At 63.7% G+C, this 20,040-nt stretch carries 14 protein-coding genes; 6 read left to right on the plus strand and 8 right to left on the minus strand.

Translation table 11 applies throughout. The features are described 5' to 3' along the window. Nucleotides 1–229 precede the first annotated feature (229 nt). Together dnaJ and dnaK are read right to left on the minus strand one after the other, a co-directional pair. Complete coding sequence (gene dnaJ, locus VGN93_RS22745) at nt 230–1,360, minus strand: molecular chaperone DnaJ (RefSeq protein ID WP_319322937.1); 1,131 nt, start codon at nt 1,358–1,360, stop codon at nt 230–232. 239 nt (nt 1,361–1,599) lie between these two features. Continuing rightward, nucleotides 1,600–3,510, minus strand: a complete 1,911-nt coding sequence (gene dnaK, locus VGN93_RS22750) for a molecular chaperone DnaK (RefSeq protein WP_319322939.1) — start codon at nt 3,508–3,510, stop codon at nt 1,600–1,602. Between the two features lie 1,059 nt (nt 3,511–4,569). On the opposite strand from dnaK, the gene VGN93_RS22755 reads away from it, so the two are divergent. Continuing rightward, on the plus strand, nt 4,570–4,938 hold the full coding sequence (locus VGN93_RS22755) for a hypothetical protein (protein WP_327509285.1): 369 nt from the start codon (nt 4,570–4,572) through the stop codon (nt 4,936–4,938). 32 nt (nt 4,939–4,970) lie between these two features. Here the strand turns inward: VGN93_RS22755 and VGN93_RS22760 are convergent, their stop codons facing one another. From VGN93_RS22760 to VGN93_RS22780, 5 genes are all read right to left on the minus strand, one after another. Continuing rightward, nucleotides 4,971–7,184, minus strand: a complete 2,214-nt coding sequence (locus tag VGN93_RS22760) for a transglycosylase domain-containing protein (RefSeq protein WP_327509286.1) — start codon at nt 7,182–7,184, stop codon at nt 4,971–4,973. A gap of 143 nt (nt 7,185–7,327) precedes the next feature. Next, a complete protein-coding gene (locus VGN93_RS22765) occupies nt 7,328–7,759 on the minus strand; it encodes a BA14K family protein (RefSeq protein WP_413818705.1) in 432 nt (143 codons plus the stop codon). A 101-nt stretch (nt 7,760–7,860) separates the two neighbouring features. Next, a complete protein-coding gene (locus tag VGN93_RS22770; RefSeq protein WP_327509287.1) occupies nt 7,861–8,808 on the minus strand; it encodes a lysylphosphatidylglycerol synthase domain-containing protein in 948 nt (315 codons plus the stop codon). 215 nt (nt 8,809–9,023) lie between these two features. Further along, nucleotides 9,024–10,415 (minus strand): M20/M25/M40 family metallo-hydrolase, encoded by a 1,392-nt coding sequence (locus VGN93_RS22775; RefSeq protein WP_327509288.1) that lies wholly within the window; start codon nt 10,413–10,415, stop codon nt 9,024–9,026. A gap of 80 nt (nt 10,416–10,495) precedes the next feature. Then, nucleotides 10,496–10,936 (minus strand): MarR family transcriptional regulator, encoded by a 441-nt coding sequence (locus VGN93_RS22780; RefSeq protein WP_319322948.1) that lies wholly within the window; start codon nt 10,934–10,936, stop codon nt 10,496–10,498. A 392-nt stretch (nt 10,937–11,328) separates the two neighbouring features. Here VGN93_RS22780 and polA point away from each other — a divergent pair, with 392 nt between their 5' ends. Then, nucleotides 11,329–14,316: a DNA polymerase I gene (gene polA, locus VGN93_RS22785; protein ID WP_327509289.1), complete on the plus strand. Its 2,988-nt coding sequence runs from the start codon at nt 11,329–11,331 to the stop codon at nt 14,314–14,316. Nucleotides 14,317–14,323: 7 nt separating this feature from the next. On the opposite strand, the gene VGN93_RS22790 is transcribed toward polA, so the two are convergent. Beyond that, nucleotides 14,324–16,132: an ABC transporter ATP-binding protein gene (locus VGN93_RS22790; protein ID WP_327509290.1), complete on the minus strand. Its 1,809-nt coding sequence runs from the start codon at nt 16,130–16,132 to the stop codon at nt 14,324–14,326. A 195-nt stretch (nt 16,133–16,327) separates the two neighbouring features. On the opposite strand from VGN93_RS22790, the gene VGN93_RS22795 reads away from it, so the two are divergent. The 4 genes from VGN93_RS22795 to VGN93_RS22810 all read left to right on the plus strand — a co-directional run bounded on the left by VGN93_RS22795 (nt 16,328) and on the right by VGN93_RS22810 (nt 20,039). Beyond that, the gene (locus VGN93_RS22795; protein WP_327509291.1) at nt 16,328–17,377 is read left to right on the plus strand and encodes a glycoside hydrolase family 5 protein; all 1,050 of its coding nucleotides are present in this window, start codon (nt 16,328–16,330) and stop codon (nt 17,375–17,377) included. Nucleotides 17,378–17,695: 318 nt separating this feature from the next. Continuing rightward, entirely contained in the window at nt 17,696–17,950 is a 255-nt protein-coding gene (locus VGN93_RS22800; protein WP_327509292.1) for an acyl carrier protein, read from the plus strand. After that, the gene (locus VGN93_RS22805) at nt 17,947–19,119 is read left to right on the plus strand and encodes an acyl-CoA dehydrogenase family protein (RefSeq protein ID WP_327509293.1); all 1,173 of its coding nucleotides are present in this window, start codon (nt 17,947–17,949) and stop codon (nt 19,117–19,119) included. Before VGN93_RS22800 ends, VGN93_RS22805 begins: the two co-directional genes overlap by 4 nt. A 5-nt stretch (nt 19,120–19,124) precedes the next feature. Then, entirely contained in the window at nt 19,125–20,039 is a 915-nt protein-coding gene (locus VGN93_RS22810; RefSeq protein ID WP_327509294.1) for an amino acid--[acyl-carrier-protein] ligase, read from the plus strand. Nucleotide 20,040 lies beyond the last annotated feature (1 nt).

The following is a 20,040-nucleotide window of genomic DNA, read 5'->3' on the forward strand; positions in this document are numbered from 1 at the left end:
GCCATGCGCGACAAGGGCAAACCAGCCAAGCTCGTCATCATCGCCATCGCAAGACGCCTCCTCGTCGCCCTCAATGCAGCCGTGAGGGACAACAGAGCGTTCCTGTCTTGACATCTCACAACACAGTTGCTCGGGCTTGACGCGAGGATCCATCGGCGGGTGTGGCGTGGATGGTCGGGTCAAGCCCGATCATGACGGAGGAGAGGCCCGAAGTCTCCGTGCGAGGCCGTCAGCCCTCGAAGAATTCCTTCATCCGCGCGAAGAAACCGGCGGATTCCGGATTGTTTTCCTTCGACGAAATCTCCTCGAACTCCTTGAGCAATTCGCGCTGGCGCTTGGTGAGCTTCTGCGGCGTCTCGATCTGGATCTGGATATAGAGGTCGCCGACCTGCGCGGAGCGCAGCACCGGCATGCCCTTGCCCTTCAGCCGGAACTGGCGGCCCGCCTGGGTGCCTTCCGGCACCGTCACGCGCGACTTGGTGGCATCCAGCGTCGCCACGTCGAAGGTGCCGCCGAGGGCGGCCGTCGTCATCGAGATCGGCACCGTGCAGTAGAGGTCCGCGCCGTCGCGCTGGAAGAACTCGTGCGGCTTCACCGACAGGAAGATGTAGAGATCGCCCGCCGGTCCGCCGCGCACGCCCGCCTCGCCTTCGCCGGATAGCCGGATGCGCGTGCCGTCCTCGATGCCGGCCGGAATGTTGACCGAGAGCGAACGCTCTTCCGTGACGCGGCCATGGCCGTGGCACTTGGTGCAAGGATCGCTGATCGTCTGGCCGCGGCCGTGGCAGGTCGGGCAGGTGCGTTCGATCGAGAAGAAACCCTGCGCTGCCCGCACGCGGCCAGAACCCTGGCAGGTGGCACAGGTTTTCGGGCTGGTGCCGGGTTTTGCGCCCGAGCCGGAACAGACGTCGCAGGTGATCGACGTCGGAACGCGAATCTGCGCGGTCTTGCCGGCATAGGCCTCTTCCAGCGAGATTTCCATGTTGTAGCGCAGGTCCGCGCCGCGTTCTCGCCCGCCACTGGCAGAGCGCCGCTGGCGCCCGCCGCCCATCATCTCGCCAAAGATGTCCTCGAAAATATCGGAGAAGCCGCCGCCCTGGAAGCCGGCACCGCCGCCGCCGCCCATGCCGCCCTGCTCGAAGGCAGCGTGGCCGTAACGGTCGTAGGCTGCGCGCTTCTGCGGGTCCTTCAGCGTCTCATAGGCCTCGTTGACGTTCTTGAACGTCTGCTCGGCCGTGGCATCGCCCGGATTCTTGTCCGGGTGATACTTCATCGCCATCTTGCGGAAGGCGCTCTTCAGCTCCTTCTCGTCGGCGGTCTTGGAGACACCCAGCGTCTCGTAAAAATCAGCTTTTGCCATTCGGGTTCACGTCCGTTTCAGTGGAACGGTCTTCTTGTTATGGATGAACAAGCTTGCCTTCAGCCTGTGCTGGAAAACAGACACGCAAAAAGGCGGAAGCCGGAGCGAAGACAAGACCAGGACATCGTCACCGCTTGCAACGGGAGTGATCATCTTGGCCTTGTTCCCTTCGCGCTGACTTCCGCCCTTTTGCTATCCGTTGCACCGGCCGCTTGGGGCGGCCGGTTTCTTAAGGAGGCTCAGGCCGACTTCTTGCGGTCGTCCTCGTCCTTGACTTCTTCATAGTCCGCGTCGACGACATTGTCGCCGGCTTCACCGGAAGACGCGCTCTCTTCGGCCTGCTGGGCCTCGTAGATCGCCTGACCGAGCTTCATGGAGACTTCCATGAGCGTGTTGGTCTTTGCCTTGATGTCGTCGGCATCGGGTTCCGAGGCTTCGACGGCGGTCTTCAGCGAGGCGATGGCATCCTCGATGGCCTTGCGATCGGTTTCCGAAACCTTGTCGCCATATTCCTTGAGCGACTTTTCCGACGAATGGACAAGGCTTTCGGCCTGGTTCTTCGCCTCGACGCCCTCGCGGCGCTTCTTGTCGTTCTCGGCGTTGGCTTCGGCGTCCTTCACCATCTTCTCGATGTCGGCGTCGGAGAGGCCACCGGAGGCCTGGATGCGGATCTGGTGCTCCTTGCCGGTGCCCTTGTCCTTGGCCGAGACCTGCACGATGCCGTTGGCGTCGATGTCGAAGGTGACCTCGATCTGCGGCATGCCGCGCGGGGCCGGCGGAATGCCGACGAGGTCGAACTGGCCGAGCAGCTTGTTGTCCGCAGCCATTTCGCGCTCGCCCTGCGAGACGCGGATGGTCACGGCCGACTGGTTGTCTTCGGCGGTCGAGAAGGTCTGCGACTTTTTGGTCGGGATCGTCGTGTTGCGCTCGATCAGACGGGTGAAGACGCCGCCCAGCGTTTCGATGCCCAGCGACAGCGGGGTCACGTCGAGGAGCAGGACATCCTTGACGTCGCCCTGCAGAACGCCGGCCTGGATGGCGGCGCCCATGGCGACCACTTCATCCGGGTTGACGCCCTTGTGCGGCTCCTTGCCGAACAGCTGCTTGACGACTTCCTGCACCTTCGGCATGCGGCTCATGCCGCCGACGAGAACGACTTCGTCGATCTCGGCCGCCGTGACGCCGGCATCCTTGAGGGCTGCCTTGCAGGGCGCGACGGTGCGCTGGACGAGATCGTCGACCAGGCTTTCGAACTTGGCGCGCGACAGCTTCATCGTCAGGTGCTTCGGACCGGAGGCATCCGCCGTGATGAACGGCAGGTTGATTTCGGTCTGCTGCGAGGAGGACAGCTCGATCTTGGCCTTTTCAGCCGCCTCCTTGAGGCGCTGAAGGGCGAGCTTGTCATTCTTCAGGTCGATGCCCTGATCCTTCTTGAACTCGGCCGCCAGGTACTCGACCAGGCGCATGTCGAAGTCTTCACCGCCGAGGAAGGTGTCGCCGTTGGTCGACTTCACTTCGAAGACGCCGTCGCCGATTTCGAGCACCGAGATGTCGAACGTGCCGCCGCCAAGGTCGTAGACGGCGATGGTCTTGCCGTCCTTCTTGTCGAGGCCGTAGGCGAGGGCTGCAGCCGTCGGCTCGTTGATGATGCGCAGAACTTCAAGACCCGCGATCTTGCCGGCATCCTTGGTTGCCTGGCGCTGCGCGTCGTTGAAGTAGGCCGGGACCGTGATGACCGCCTGGGTAACCTTTTCACCGAGGTAGGATTCGGCGGTTTCCTTCATCTTCTGAAGGATCATTGCGGAGATCTGCGAGGGGGAATAGCCCGTGCCGTGGGCTTCCACCCAGGCATCGCCATTGTCGCCCTTGACGATCTTGTAGGGGACGAGACCCTTGTCCTTCTCGACGAGCTTGTCGTCGTAGCGGCGGCCGATGAGGCGCTTCACTGCGAACAGGGTGTTTTCCGGGTTGGTGACGGCCTGGCGCTTTGCCGGCTGGCCGGTCAGGCGCTCGCCATCATCGTTGAAGGCGACGATCGACGGGGTCGTGCGCGCGCCTTCGGCATTTTCGATCACTTTCGCGTCCTTGCCGTCCATGACGGAAACGCAGGAATTGGTCGTTCCCAGGTCGATACCGATTACTTTAGCCATGTCATTCTCTCCTTCAAGCGAACTGCCGGAACCCATTCAGGCATTCAGTTGGCAGCCCCTAATGGTATGGTCTTCACGAAAGCTTGAGCCTTAGCCGAAGCCTTGCGGCGTATATAAGGACCCCTCCAGACGACTGCAAGACATTGCGGAGCCGCAAAGCTCGCAAAATCAGCACTATGAGAAGGGTGAACCGTCTGCGAGACGCAATGTGGTGAGGTTCCCCGCGGGCGTCAAGCCGAACGGTGCGATCAGGCGTCGTCGTCCGACCCATTCAAGCGGGTTGGATCCGGCCTGCTGCTTTGCTTGAGGTTCTTTGCAGATCAGAAGCAAAACTGTGGGCGCAATCTCGAAAATAAAGAATCTCCACTCTTCTACAATCAAGCTACCGATATGCGGCGCTCGCCGTCGAACTCCGTGCGCTGGCCCTGCCCCTTCGACTGAAGGCCGGCTTTCGCCCCGAACAACCGCGCGTTCCCGCAGGAAATCCCGACGGTGGACAATGGGTCGGCGAAGGTTCCGAAAGCCGGCCAATACTCGTCAGCCGTCGCGGACCGCGAGGCGGGGGACAAGTCCGTATCCTCGGCAGATGGCAAGCCGTCACGCCCGCGCAAGAGGCACGGCTGGCGGTCAGTGCGGGCCGGATGCAGGAGGCACTTCGGACCGTCAGAAAAATCGACCCCAACTGGAAGCCACCGTCGCAGCTCTACGAATCTGTTGAAGGGGCAATCCGGGCGAATGAAGCGATAGCGAGGGAGGCATATTTTCGAGTATATGAGTTGACCGCCAAACGTGTCGGACCCGGACCATTTGCGTCAGAATGGATACCGGCACCAGTCGATGGCCGCCGGCTTACACAAGCCCAACGTGAAGAAATCAATCGAATCGGTCGCAAGTTCGGCTGCCACAGATGTGGTTCAAAGATACCAGGAACCAAGAGTGGAAAATACGTAGGAGATCACCAGATGCCGACTTCACTGGGCACGCCTACACGCATATATCCTCACTGTCTTCCATGCAGCAACTCGCAAGGCGGGCTCGTAAAGGGTGGAAAGCTTTAAAATGGCTATTCTCCGCTTTAGCATCGCACCCGAATACAATAGCGTTTACTTGGCAAGCCGCGACATCCGCGATGTACCCTACGACTTCAGGGAAAAAATCATCCCTCATACCTCGGACTGCATCAGCATTCCGTGTACATATTGGGATGACGGTGACACGCATTTTACCGTTGGCGAAGCATCGGAAATCACCATGCCGACACCGCCTACCTTCGATGGCATTCTTAACACACCCGATAAGAGGCTTGTCTTCTTCGACGCCAACGAGCCCGAGTTTGCTAGTCTATCGGTGCCTACGGTCAAAACACGAATCCGCGTCTGGATCGATCACCCAAGAGAACCTGAGAACGTGATCGTCGCTTGGGGTTAAGCCAAGAAGGCACGGCGAACGCGCCGACGTCCTCACCCTCCCAGTAGCACATCCAGCAACGTCGTGCGCCGCGTCCCCGTCTGCCGTTGCTCGCCCACGTCGGCGGGCGGAACGAGGCCGTCGTCGAGCGGGACTGCGCCCGTCTGTTCGGCGGCGACGTCGCGGGTGTTGTCGCCATCGGTGCCGAGCGTGCGGGAGATGATGTCGAAGAGCTGGTCGCCTTCCGGCGCGGGTTCGGTCGCGTCCACAACCGGCTGGTCGCCGCCGGCCGTGCCGAAGAGCGGCGACGGGCTGAGGCCGGCATGGGCGGCCGTCATGAAGCTGCTAAAAGCCTTGGCAGGCAAGCCGCCGCCCGTCACCTTCTTCATCGACTTGCCGTCGTCGTTGCCGAACCACACACCAGTCGTCAGGTTGCTGGTGTAGCCGACGAAGAGCGCGTCGCGGAAGGACTGGGTCGTGCCGGACTTGCCGGCGGCCGGCCAGCCGGGGATGCGGGCGTTCTTGCCGGTGCCCTCGGTGATGACGCGCATCATCATGCCGTTCATCATGGAGACGATGTTGGGCTCCAGCACGCGGGGCGGGTTGTCGTAGGTGTTTTCATAGAGCACCTTGCCCTCGGCCGTCGAGATGCGGCGGATGATGTGCGGCGTCGCCTTGTAGCCGCCGTTCATGAAGGGGGCGTAGGCGGCCGTCAGCTCGACGAGCGTCACTTCAGACGTGCCGAGCGCGATCGAGGCGTTCGATTGCAGCTCCGATTCGATGCCGAGCCTGCGGGCGAGTTTGATGACCTCGTCCGGGCCGACTTCCATGACGAGCTGGGCGGCGATCGTATTCAGCGAATTGGCGAGCGCGGAGGAGAGCGTCACCTCGCCGCGATATTTCTGGTCGTAGTTTTCCGGCGTCCACTTGCCGATCCTGACCGGTGCGTCGTTACGCACCGAGAGCGGGGAGCGGCCGGCCTCGAGCGCTGCCGCATAGACGAAGGGCTTGAAGGCGGAGCCCGGCTGGCGCTTGGCCTTGGAGGCGCGGTCGAACTGGCTTTCGGCATAGTCGCGCCCGCCGACCAGCGCGCGGATCGCGCCCGTGCCGTCGATCGAGACGAGGGCGGCCTGCGAGGCGGCGGATTTGGCGCCTTCCTTGTCCAGGAGAGTCGTAAGCGCCTCGTCGGCCTTCTTTTCGAGGTCGAGGTCGATCGTCGTGTCGATGACGAGGTCTTCGGTAATATCGCCGATCATGCCGGGCAGCTGCGCCATGACCATGTCGGCGGCGTAATGCTGGGCACCCGACCAGTAGCTTTTTGCGCGTGCCGGCGTCTGCGACATCGCGGTCTTGATCTCGGTGTCGGTAACGAAACCTTCTTCGCGCATGGCGCCGAGCACGACCTGGGCGCGGGCTTCCGCCGCCTCCGGATCGCGCGCCGGCGAGAGGCGGGACGGCGCCTTGAGGAGACCGGCGAGAAGGGCGGCCTCGCCCAGATTCACGTCGCGCGCCGACTTGTTGAAATAGCGCCGCGAGGCGGCCTCGACACCGTAGGAATTCGAGCCGAAGAACACGCGGTTGAGATACATCGCAAGGATCTGGTCCTTGGAATATTTGTGCTCCAGCCAGAAGGCGAGCAGCACTTCCTGCACCTTGCGCTCCAGCGTGCGCTCCGGCGACAGGAACATGTTCTTCGCCAGCTGCTGCGTCAGCGTCGAGCCGCCCTGCACCATGCGGCCGGTCGTGACATTGGTGAGCATGGCGCGGGCAAGGCCGAGCGGATCGATGCCGAAATGCGAATAGAAGCGCCGGTCCTCGATGGCGATGACGGCCTGCGGGATATAGGGCGACATGTTTTCGAGCGACAGCGCTTCGCCGCCGGTGAGGCCGCGGTTGGCGATGGCATCGCCGCTGACGGCGAGGATCTTGATGTTCGGCGGCCGGTCGGGGATCGACCAGCTGGTAGCGCTCGGCATGCGCGCGCCGTAATAGAGCACGAGACCGCCGACGCCGATGGCGCCCCAGATGCCCAGCACGACGCACCAGTAGAACAGCCGGCGGAACAGGCCGAAGATGCCGCCGCCGGAGGCCTGCCGGCGCCCGCCAGAGCCACGCCGGGACCGCTCGGCCTTTGGCGGTTTGCCACGCCCCTTGCGGCCGCCGCTACCCGCCACGCGATCCCCGGCGCCGACGTGAAAATCGTCGTCGCGGCCTCCCGATCCCTGGAAGGACGGTTCGATGCGCTGGGATTTGCGATTGGCTGCCATAAGCGGTCGGGTACACCCTCAAAAATATCGCCGTCGGGTGAACCTTAAATGCGGCGATTTAAGGGGTGGTTAAGAAGCGGTGAACACGCCCCCGCTGAATTTAAAGAGAGCGGGCGGCCCTTAGGACCGCCCGGGAAAAGACCTCAATAGTAAGGCGAGAGGCACTGGCGGCGGCCGCCATAGTTCGGCTGGTAGGTGTTGTCGTAGTCGCGGTACGAGCGGTAGCGCGCATAGCACCATTCGGTGTGGCGCGGGTTGATGCCCTCGTAACGCGGCCGGGAATAGCCGTCATTGGCGATCGCGCCGCCGATGATCGCGCCGGCGCCGAAAGCCGCCAGCGGGTACCACCAGCCATCCGAATGACGGCGATAGCCACGACGCTCGTAACGGTAGCCGCGATGGCCGCCGTACCAGCCGCGCCGTTCGCGACGATATTGAACCTGTACGACGTCGGATGCCTGCGAAGCGCCGACCTTCGTCATCGGCATGGCGAAGGCCGGCGCCGTTACGAAGGTCGTGGCAAACATGGCGACGGCCATGGCGGCGGCAATGCCGCCCTTGATCGTTGTCTTCATGTCGGTCTCCCTTGAATAGTCACTGTACTACAGTGATCAATACGGATGACAGCATGAAACAATTCGAATGAATGCGAGATGAACCGAAACAAGTGGCGGCTTCAGTCTTCGCCATTACCGGGACGGGCCAGGAAACGCTGCCTTTCGAAGATGAGAATGATCACCAGCGCCATGATGAACGGGATGATCAGGTAGAACAGCCGGAAGACCGCAAGCGCCGCCAGCACCGTTGCCGGGTCCATGTCCGGCAGGCCGGCGATGAAGACCAGTTCCAAGACGCCGATGCCGCCCGGCGCGTGCGACAGCAGCGCCACCGAGAAGGAGGCGAGGAAGATGCCGAGCACGATGAAGAAGCCCGGATTGCCCTCCGCCGGCAGCACGAAATAGATGATCGCCGCCGCACCGATCAGCTCGATCGGCGCGATGACGAGCTGGCGGAAGACCAGCGAGGGTTTGGGATATTCCAGCCGCAGCCAGCGCGTATGGACCGGCCGGAAGCCGACGAGGCTTCCCACCACATAGAGCGCAACCAGCGCGAGGATCAGCCAGCCTGTCGACAGCGCCGCCTCGATCGGCAGGAAATCGGCGAAACGCTCGATGATCGCCGGCTCCAGCACCAGCACGAGGCCGAACAGCACGAAGGTGCCGAGCGCGAAGGTGAAGGAGCAGAAGGCGACGAGAACGCCGACCTCCGAACCTGTCAGCCCCTTCGACGTATAGGCCCGGTAGCGCACCAGCGCGCCGGAAAACACCGAGGCGCCGATATTGTGCGACAGCGCGTAGGTGGTGAAGGACGTGATGGTGATGAACCAAAGCGAGATGCGGTGGCCGATATGCTCCAGCGCCAGATGGTCGTAGGCGGCGAGCGCCGCATAGGCCACGAGCGTGGCAAGACAGGCAAGAATCCAGCCGGAAAGCGGAATCGCGTTGATGCTTGCCATGAACTCATCGAGCGAAAGGCCCCGAAGGTCCTTGTAGAGGATATAGATCGACAGGATGATCGCGGCGGTGCTGACGAGCGGCCAGAAGAACTTTTTCAGCCGCTTCATCCTGCCTTATCCCCTGCCCGCGGCGCCCCATCGCCTGAGCAGCAAGGCTCTCTCGCAATCCGTCCCTCTGCCGCCATGCCGTTCCTTCCCCTTCACCCGGGCCCCATTATGTGGACCTGTCATCGCCTGTCCGCGACGTGGTCCTTGTTTAACCAGTTGACCAGCATTTCCGTTCCGTACCGTTAACGCCGGTCAACCGCATCATCACATCTTGGTCAGCGGGCCGCGAGCGCCGAGAGGATGCGCACCCAGGAGCGGATGCCCTTCTCGAAGGAGCGCAGCTCGTATTTCTCGTTCGGCGAATGGATGCGATCGTCCGACAGCGCGAAGCCGACCAGCAAGGATTCCATGCCGAGCATTTTTTGGAAATCGCCAACGATCGGGATGGAGCCGCCCATGCCGATGACGACGGCGGGCTTCGGCCATTCGTCGGAGAGCGCGTTCTTCGCCTTGCCGAGCAATGCGGAATCGTAGGGAAGCTGGATCGCCGGCGAACCGCCATGGGCATGGAACGCCACGGAGCAATCGGCCGGGATTTTTGCCCGCACATAGGTGCGGAAAGCGTCGCGGATCTTTGCCGGATCCTGCTTGCCGACCAGGCGGAAGGAAACCTTGGCCGAGGCTTCCGCCGCGATGACTGTCTTGAAACCTTCGCCGGTGTAGCCGCCGGTGATGCCGTTCACTTCAGCGGTCGGGCGCGCCCAGGTGAGTTCCAGCACCGAGCGGCCCTTTTCGCCGGAGGGGATCGACAGGCCGATCTCGCCCAGGAAGCTTTCGGACGAGCTGCCGAGCTTTTCCCAGGCCGCCTTGATCTGCGTCGGGGTTTCTTCGACGCCGTCGTAGAAACCGTCGAGTGTTATGCGGCCGGTCTCGTCATGCAGGCCGGCGAGGATGTTGGCGAGAATGTGGACGGGGTTTGCGGCGGCACCGCCGAAGTAACCGGAATGCAGATCCCGGTCGGCCGCCTTGACGACGACCTCCTCGCCGACAAGGCCGCGCAGGCCCGCGGAGATCGCCGGCGTATCGGCGTCCCACATGCTGGTATCGCAGACGAGGGCGAAATCCGCCTTGAGTTCCGCCGCATTGGCCTCGAGGAAAGGTTTCAGCGAGGGCGAACCGGACTCCTCCTCGCCTTCGAACAGGATCGTGACGCGGCAGGGCAACGCGCCGAGCGTATCCTTGTAGGCGCGGCAGGCCTCGACGAAGGTCAGGAGCTGGCCCTTGTCGTCGGACGTGCCGCGGCCGGTGATGATGCGGCGGCCGTCGCCGGCATCGCGCACCGCCGGCTCGAAGGGATCGTGGTCCCAGAGGTCTATGGGATCGACCGGCTGGACGTCGTAATGGCCGTAGAACAGCACATGCGGCGCGTCCGGCCTTGCGCCATCGTGATGGGCGACGACCATCGGGTGGCCGGGCGTGTCGCGCACCGTCGCGTCGAAGCCCAGCGTGCGCAGCTCCGTCACCAGCCATTCGGCCGCCCGGCGGCACTCCGCCTTGTAGGCCGGATCGGTGGAGATGGATTTGATGCGCACGAGTTCGAACATGCGTTCGAGGCTCGCCGGAATGCCGGCGCTGACGCGATCGAGGACGGGCAGAATATTGGTCATGGTCGAATCCTTGCGAAACTCGCCGCGACATTAGACCGATCGCATCAGGGAGGGCAAATCGTATGACGATTCTGCGACTTTCAGACCCGCGGTTCGCGGCCGAGATTGGCAAGAACCATGCGCATATATTCCAGCAGCAGCTCGCGCTCGAAGCGGCGGAAACCCTGGAAGAGCGCGTCTTCCGTGGCGCTCGCCGCCTCCATCGCCGTCTCGCGCAGCGCCTTGCCGCGCGCCGTCAGGAAGACCAGTTGCGCGCGCTTGTCCTTCGGGTGGCGGCGGCGCGAGATGAGGCCGTCGCGCTGCATGCGGGCAAGCGTGTTGGCCATGGTCGCCTGCTCGATGTCGAGCCTGTCCAGAAGTTCGCGCTGGGTGAGGCCGTCGCCGCTCCACAGTTCCAGGAGGACCGGGAACTGGCCGGGCGCAAAGCCGCAGCCGTCCGCCCGCGCCTGAAGGGTGCGGGACGCCGCCTTCGCCAGGAGATTGGCGAGATATGCTGCCGACTCCGTCCGGTCAAAGTCCATGACCGGAGGCTATGCCGGTTTTCGATGGAAGACAATCAAGGATCAGGGGCAAGGATCACGGGCAAGACAAGTGCCTGAAACCGAGAAGCCGCCGACGACAGGAGGCTTGTCGCGGCGGCTTCTTCGAATGTTGGACAAAGGCCCGGAGAGGGGGATAAGGCCTTTGTCCTTTGTCTGGCGCGGCGGGGGACAGGCCGGTTGCCAGACAACGGCTTGATCAGGTGCCGTTGGGTAATATTTGTGGGTCCGAATGTGGCTTTTCAAGGGTTTCGGGCGGCGGCGAAAATTACAAATTGGTAACGTTCGCGTGAGCCTTTTCGGCCCCTTGAAACGCCCCCGGAACCGCAATCAAAGATGGACGCGGAAAGCGGCCCGCGCTATCCATTCACCCCATGAAAAAAGGTGATCATCTCTTCCTCGTCGACGGCTCCGGCTTCATCTTCCGCGCCTTCCACGCCATCCCGCCGCTCAACCGCAAATCGGACGGGCTGCCGGTCAATGCCGTCTCGGGCTTCTGCAACATGCTGTGGAAGCTCCTGAAGGATGCGCGCAATACCGACGTGGGCGTGACGCCGACCCACTTCGCCGTGATCTTCGACTATTCCTCGAAAACGTTCCGCAACGAGCTCTACGATCTCTACAAGGCGAACCGCACGGCGCCGCCGGAAGACCTGATCCCGCAATTCGGCCTGATCCGCCATGCGACCCGCGCCTTCAACCTGCCCTGCATCGAGAAGGAAGGGTTCGAGGCCGACGACCTGATCGCCACCTATGCCCGCCTTGCCGAAGCCGACGGTGCCGACGTCACCATCGTCTCCTCCGACAAGGACCTCATGCAGCTCGTGACGGCGAACGTCTCGATGTATGACAGCATGAAGGACAAGCAGATCTCCATTCCCGAGGTCATCGAGAAATGGGGCGTGCCGCCGGAAAAGATGATCGATCTCCAGTCGCTGACGGGGGACTCGACCGACAACGTGCCGGGCGTTCCCGGCATCGGCCCGAAGACCGCGGCACAGCTTCTCGAAGAATATGGCGACCTCGACACGCTGCTGGCGCGCGCCGAGGAGATCAAGCAGGTCAAGCGTCGCGAGAACATCGTGACGAACCGCGAGCTCGTGCTGCTCTCCCGCCAGCTCGTCACCCTGAAGACGGATACGCCGCTCGACACGGTGCTGGACGAGCTGGTGCTGCATCCGCAGGACGGGCCGAGGCTGATCGCCTTCCTCAAGGCCATGGAATTCACCTCGCTGACGCGGCGCGTCGCCGAAGCCTGCGACTGCGATGCCGGTGCCATCGACGCTGCGGACGTGCCTGTCGAATGGGGTGCGGAGGCGCACGGCCCGGACCTCGACAAGGGCGATGTCGCTGGTCCCGCACTGGTGCTGGACGGCAATGAGACGGCAGCGCAGGCCGCCTCCACGCTGCTGCCCACCGCGAGCCCCGGCGATGCGACGCCATCGGCGCTTGCCACGGCACGGGCCGAGCGGTTTTCCACCGCCCCGATCGACCATTCCACCTATGAGACGGTGCGCGACCTGGAAACGCTCGACCGCTGGATTGCGGATGCGCGCGAGACCGGCCTCGTCGGCTTCGACACGGAGACGACCTCGCTCGACCCGATGCAGGCGGAGCTTTGTGGCGTCTCGCTGGCGATCGCGAGCAACGCCAAGGACCCGACGGGCGTGGCGATCCGCGCCTGCTACGTGCCGCTCAACCACAAGACGGGCGTCGGCGACCTTCTGGGCGGCGGGCTTGCCGAGGGACAGATCCCGATCCGCGCGGCCCTGGAGCGCCTCAAGGCGCTGCTGGAGGACGCCTCGGTCCTGAAGGTCGCGCAGAACCTCAAATACGACTATCTCGTCATGCGCCGCCACGGCATCACCGTGCAGGGTTTCGACGATACGATGCTGATGTCCTACGCACTCGATGCGGGCGCCGGCACGCATGGCATGGACACGCTCTCCGAGCGCTGGCTCGGCCACAAGCCGATCTCCTACAAGGAGGTCGCCGGCTCCGGCAAGGGCGCGCAGACCTTCGACATGGTCGATATTTCCCGCGCCACCGCCTATGCGGCGGAAGATGCCGACGTGACGCTGCGCCTCTGGCATGTGCTGAAACCGCGCCTTGCCGCCAACCGCATGACGACCGTCTACGAGCGGCTGGAGCGCCCGCTGGTGCCGGTGCTCGCGCGCATGGAAGAGCGCGGCATCACCATCGACCGGCAGGTGCTCTCACGCCTCTCCGGCGAACTGGCACAGGGTGCCGCCGGCCTCGAAGAGGAAATCTACGAGCTTGCCGGCGAGCGCTTCAACATCGGCTCGCCAAAACAGCTCGGCGACATTCTGTTCGGCAAGATGGGCCTGCCCGGCGCCTCGAAGACCAAGACCGGCCAATGGTCGACCTCCGCGCAGGTGCTGGAAGACCTCGCCGCGCAGGGCATTCCCCTGCCGCGGAAAATCGTCGACTGGCGCCAGCTCACCAAGCTGAAATCCACCTATACCGACGCGCTGCCCGGCTTCGTGCATCCCGAGACCAAGCGCGTGCACACGTCCTACGCGCTCGCCGCAACCACGACCGGCCGCCTCTCCTCGTCCGATCCGAACCTGCAGAACATTCCGGTGCGCACGGCGGAAGGCCGGAAAATCCGCACGGCCTTCATCTCGACGCCCGGCAACAAGCTGGTCTCGGCCGACTACAGCCAGATCGAGCTGCGCGTGCTCGCCCATGTCGCCGACATTCCGCAGCTGAAGCAGGCCTTTGCCGACGGCGTCGACATTCACGCCATGACGGCGTCGGAAATGTTCGGCGTGCCGGTCGAGGGCATGCCGTCGGAAGTGCGCCGCCGCGCCAAGGCGATCAATTTCGGCATCATCTACGGCATCTCGGCCTTCGGCCTCGCCAACCAGCTCTCCATCGAGCGTTCGGAAGCGGGCGACTACATCAAGAAATATTTCGAGCGTTTCCCGGGCATCAAGGACTACATGGATTCCACCAAGGCCTTTGCGCGTGAAAACGGTTATGTCGAAACGATCTTCGGCCGCCGGGCGCATTATCCGGAGATCAAGTCGTCCAACCCGTCGGTGCGCGCCTTCAACGAGCGCGCCTCGATCAATGCGCCCATCCAGGGTTCCGCCGCCGACATCATCCGCCGCGCCATGATCAAGATCGAACCGGCGCTGGAAGAAGCCGGCCTCTCCGCCCGCATGCTGCTCCAGGTGCACGACGAACTGATCTTCGAGGTCGAGGACGGCGAGGTCGAGAAGACGATCCCGGTCATCGTCGACATCATGGAGAATGCCTCGATGCCGGCGCTCTCGATGAAGGTGCCGCTGAAGGTGGATGCACGCGCCGCGGTCAACTGGGACGAGGCGCACTGAGGGGCAGTTAGGCCGTCTCGTTCATCTCCGCATGCCCCGTCTGGATATTCCACAGCGTGCGGTAAAGCCCGGGACATTCGACGAGCCTGTCATGCGAGCCGGACTGGATGATCCGGCCGCCATCCATCACATGGATCGCATCGGCATGCACCACGGTGCTGAGCCGGTGCGCCACGAGGATCACAGTCCGCTTGCCCTTCATTTTCGCAAGCGAGCGCTGGATCGCGGCTTCCGTCTCGTTGTCCACCGCGCTCGTCGCCTCGTCGAGGATGAGGATCGCCGGGTCTATCAGCAGCGCGCGGGCGAGCGCGATGCGCTGGCGCTGGCCGCCGGAGAGTTTCTGGCCGTATTCGCCGATCTGGCTTTCATAACCGTCCGGCAGCTCGCGGATGAAGCCATCGGCCTCCGCCAGCCGTGCGGCCGCCTCGACCTCATCACGGCTCGCCGTCGGCCTGCCATAAGCGATGTTGTCGGCGATCGAGCCGGCAAACAGCGTCACCTCCTGCGGCACCCAGGCCATGCTTTTCCTCAGACATTCGCCCGACCAATCAGCGAGCGGCACGCCGTCGAGCAGGATGCGGCCCTTCTGCGGACGGATGAACAGGCCGAGCAGCTTGATCAACGTCGATTTGCCGCTGCCGGTCGGGCCGACCAGCGCCACCGTCTCGCCCGCCCGGATCGCGAGGTTGATGTCGGTGACGCCGCCGGGGCTCGTCGCATACCGGAAGCCGACATGGTCGATCTCGAAGCGGCCGGAGACTTTTGCATCGTGGTCGCCATGCGGTTCGCCGCGCGGCTCGTCGAGCAGGCGCAGGATGCGGCGCGTCGAGGCCATGGCGCGCTCGTAGAGGTCGGCGATTTCGGCCAGGCCCGTCATCGGCCAGAGCAGGCGCTGCGTCAGGAAAACGAGCAGGCCGTAGGCGCCGACCTGCATCTGGCCGGACAGCGTCAGCCAGCCGCCGATCAGGAAGGTGGCGAGAAAGCCGGACAGGATCGCCATGCGGATGATCGGGATGAAGGCGGAGGAGACGCGGATCGCCGCGCGGTTCGCCTCGACGTAACCCAGACTTTCCTTCGTCAGCGCCGCCGTCTCGCGCGCTTCGGCCCCGAAGGCGCGGATCGTCTGGAGTCCTTGCAGGTTGGTGGTGAGCCGCGCGCCCAGACCGCCGGCCCGCGCCCGCACCGCGTCATAGCGGGCCTGCGCGCGGCGCTGGAACCAGAAGGCCCCGGCAATGATCGCCGGCACCGGCGTGAAGGCGATGACCGCGATCAGCGGGCTGACGATGAAGAACACGGCACCGACGAGGATGACGGCGGCGAAGGTCTGGATCAGCTCGTTGGCGCCGCGATCCAGGAACCGTTCGAGCTGGTTGATATCATCGTTCAAAACCGCAACCAGATCGCCCGAGCGGTTCTCCTCATAAAAGCTCGTCGGAAGGTGCTGGGCGTGATCATAACAGAGGATGCGCAGCCGATGCTGCACGTCCTGCGCCAGGCCACGCCAGAGGATCTGATAAAAGTATTCGAAGAGGGATTCGCCGAACCAGATGAGGAAAGTCGCGATGCCGAGCAGGGTCAGCTGGTGCACCGGATCGGTGATGCCGACCTGCGCCACGAAGGAATCCTTGCCGCGCACCACCACGTCGAGCGCGATGCCGATGAGGATTTCCGGCATGACGTCGAAGATCTTGTTGATGATCGACGAGGCGACCGCCCTCAGCACGCGGCCCTTCTCCTCTCGAACGAGAGAGAACAGCACGCGCAGCGGATGGCGGGTGCCGGCGGACCGAGGAGCGGATTGTTCGGACGCAGTCATGAAATGCAACCTGTTGTCGGACCAGAAAGAGGTCGGCGGGCAGTTGCCTTCGCCTCTAACCTTGTGGACCAGCGCTTGCAATCTCTTAATCCTGTTCGCCAAAGAAGCGCTGCCTTAACGCTGCCTTAAGATCGTCGGAGTCTTGATCGGCGCGAGCAGGACGAACCGGTGCGCGCGCCGAAACGGAGACAAGGCATGCGATCCCCATCCGGCGCGACGGCACTCTTTCGACTGGCGGCAGCCATGGTGGCCATTGCAATTCCCATCGAGGCCAACGCCGGCTGCCTGCGCGGCATCAATCTCGCCGGCGCCGAGTTCGGCAAGGGGCGCGGCACCTACGACAAGGACTACACCTACCCCTCGAAGCAAACGATCGCCTATTTCGCCGGCAAAGGATTCAATGCGGTGCGGCTGCCCTTCAAGTGGGAGCGGCTGCAACCCCGCCTCAACCGCGGCTTCGACAAGGCGGAGCGCAAGCGGCTCGCCGATACGATCAAGGCGCTGCGCGCCGCCGGCCAGATCGTGATCCTCGACCCGCACAACTACGCCTATTACGGCGACAATCCGATCGGCTCGGCCGCGGTGCCGGACAGCGCGTTTGCCGATTTCTGGCAGCGGCTTGCCGAGGACTACAAGGACGACGGCGGCGTACAGTTCGGCCTGATGAACGAGCCGCACGACGTGCCGGCCACGCAATGGCTTGCCTCCGCCAATGCCGCCATAGCCGCCATCCGCGAGACGGGCGCAAAAAACCTCGTGCTGGTGCCGGGAACGGTCTGGACAGGCGCGCACAGCTGGGAGGTAGAGCGCGAGGGTGGCGCGAACGGCACCGTCATGCTCGGCATCGCAGACCCGGCCGACAACCACGCCTATGAGGTGCACCAGTACCTGGACAGCGACTTTTCCGGAAAGGCGACGACCTGCGAGCGGGCGGACGATGCCGTGACGGCGCTGGAGCGCTTCACGGACTGGCTGAAGCGCAACGGCAAGCGCGGCTTCCTCGGCGAATTCGGCGGCTCGGCCGACCAGGCCTGCCTGGATGGCCTGGCCCGCATGACGGCGCTTGTCGGCAAGGAACAGGATGTCTGGACCGGCTGGACCTATTGGGCGGGCGGTGACTGGTGGCCGGCGACCGAACCGCTCAACATCCAGCCGACCGCCGACGGCGACCGTCCGCAACTTGCGGCCCTTGTCGCCGGCGGCGAGCTGCCGGCCAAGCCCGGAAGCTGCCCTGCGCTGCCCTGACCCTTTCCACCAGCCTGAATTTCGCCTTGTCCCACACGCTTTGCGATTATGGCTAACAGAGCTTCAATAGCGCTGAAGCGTACCGTTTCGCAACACTCCCACTCCTGCGCAATGCCTTGGAAAACCGGGGCTCTTCGATCTTCCTTCATGAAGCTTCACAATGGGTCGCGCCACCTTGATGCACCCCTCCAGCGCGCTTCACGAAATCTTATCCATGTCCTTTCAGCCGATCTTATCAACCGTCGGTTATGCCTTTTGGGAAGAATACGCCAAGAGCCCGCTGTCCGGCCGGCACATGAAAACGATGGAGAAAGCGACATGAAGCAGAAGATCCGTGACATCCTGGCAAAACACGGCGCCCTCCCGGTTCCGGTCGATCAGCTTTCGGACGATGCCGATCTCTATGCGGCCGGCCTTTCCTCCTTCGCCTCCGTGCAGGTGATGCTCGGCATCGAGGAAGCCTTCGACGTCGAGTTCCCCGACAATCTCCTGAACCGCAAGTCCTTCCAGAGCATCGCCGCGATCACGCGGGCGGTCGAAGGCCTGACCGGCAGCGCGGAGGCCGCCGAATGACCATGACCGTCGGTACGAGCTTCGCGGAACGCGCCCAGCGCGTCTCCGCCGTGGCCGCAGTGCATGCCGACGACGTGGACGCCAGGGGCCGTTTCCCGCGGGAAGCCGTCGACGCGATGATCGCCGAACGGCTGCTGTCGATCCAGATTCCCGCCAGCCTCGGCGGCGAGGATGCGAGCGTCTCCGAGATCGCCGAGGCCTGTTCGCTTCTCGGCCAGAGCTGCTCGGCCGCCGCCATGGTTTTTGCCATGCACCACATCAAGCTTTCGAGCCTCGTCACGCATGGCGCCGACAGCGCCTGGCATTCCGCCTTCATGCGCCGTGTCGCAGACGAACAGCTGCTGCTCGCCTCGGCGACAACCGAGGGCGGCATCGGCGGCAACCTGCGCAACAGCATCTGCGCGATCGAGATCGACGGCGATACCTGCCGGCTCACCAAGGATGCGACCGTCATCTCCTACGGCGCGCATGCCGACGCGATCCTCATCACGTCGCGCGCCCATGCCGACGCCGCCTCGACCGACCAGGTCATGACCGTCTTCACGAAGGACCAGTACACGCTGGAGCGGACCCATGTCTGGGACACGCTCGGCATGCGCGGCACCTGCTCGGACGGCTGGCTCTTTAAGGGCGAGGCGCCGAAGGAACAGATCCTTCCCAAACCCTTCGCCGAGATCGCCGCGCAGTCGATGCTCGCCACCTCGCACCTGTTGTGGAGCGGCGTGTGGTACGGCATCGCGGTCAACGCGGTTTCGCGCGCCCAGGCCTTCGTGCGCGCTGCCGCCCGCAAGAGCCCCGGTGTGGCACCGCCCGGCGCGCTGCGCCTTGCGGAAGCCTCGAACCTGCTCCAGCTCGTCAAATCGAACACGATCGCCGGGCTCAAGGAATATGAAGCCGCCAAGGCCGATCCGGACAAGCTGTCCTCCATGGGCTTTGCGGTGGCGATGAACAACGTGAAGATCGCCTCTTCGGAAACGGTCCTCACGATCATCAACCAGGCGATGCTGATCTGCGGCATCATGGGCTACAAGAACGGTACGCCCTTCAGCCTCGGCCGGCACCTGCGCGATGCGCACTCGGCCCAGCTCATGATCTCCAACGACCGCATTCTCGGCAATACGTCGAACCTGCTGCTCGTTCACAAACAAGACACCAGCCTGACGGGGTGAAACCGATGGACATGCAAACCTCTCTTCTCGACAGGCTCTTCGATTCGGGCCTGCTCATCGATACCGGCGTGGAAGGCCTCTATGGCCGCAGCGGCGCCTTCGAGGACGTCATCGCCCGCTTCGAGCGGCTGATCGACGCCTATGGCGGCGCCGACGGCGCGGAGGCCATGCGCTTTCCGCCGGGCATGAACCGCGCGCATTTCGAGACGTCCGGCTACATGAAGAGCTTCCCGCAGCTCGCCGGCACCGTGCACAGCTTCTGCGGCGGCGAACTCGACCATATGAGCCTCTTGCAATGCATGGAAGTCGGCGGCGACTGGATGAAGGACCAGAAGCCGACCGATATCGTGCTGACGCCGGCCGCCTGCTACCCCCTATATCCGACGATCGCCAAGCGCGGCCGTTTGCCGGCTAAGGGTGGCCTCTACGACCTGCAATCCTACTGCTTCCGCCACGAACCCTCGAACGATCCGGCCCGGCAGCAGCTGTTCCGCATGCGCGAATATGTCTGCATGGGCACACAGGATCATGTGACCGAATTCCGCCAGACCTGGATGGACCGTGGCCTCGAAATGATGGCCAAGGTCGGCCTCGACGTGACGATGGACGTGGCGAACGACCCGTTCTTCGGCCGCGCCGGCCGCATGCTCGCCAACAACCAGCGCGACCAGAACCTGAAGTTCGAGCTGCTGATCCCCGTGACATCGGCCGCCAAGCCGACGGCCTGCATGAGCTTCAACTACCACCAGGATGCTTTTGGCGCCAAGTGGGGCCTGAACCTCGAAAACGGCGACGTCGCGCACACCGCCTGCGTCGGCTTCGGCCTGGAACGCATCGCGCTCGCGCTCTTCGCCCGCCACGGCCTCGATATCGCCCTGTGGCCGGCAGAGGTCCGCAAAGTGCTGGGATACCAGGACTAAG

It is taken from the genome of Shinella sp. (assembly GCF_035998705.1).
GTDB lineage: Bacteria > Pseudomonadota > Alphaproteobacteria > Rhizobiales > Rhizobiaceae > Shinella.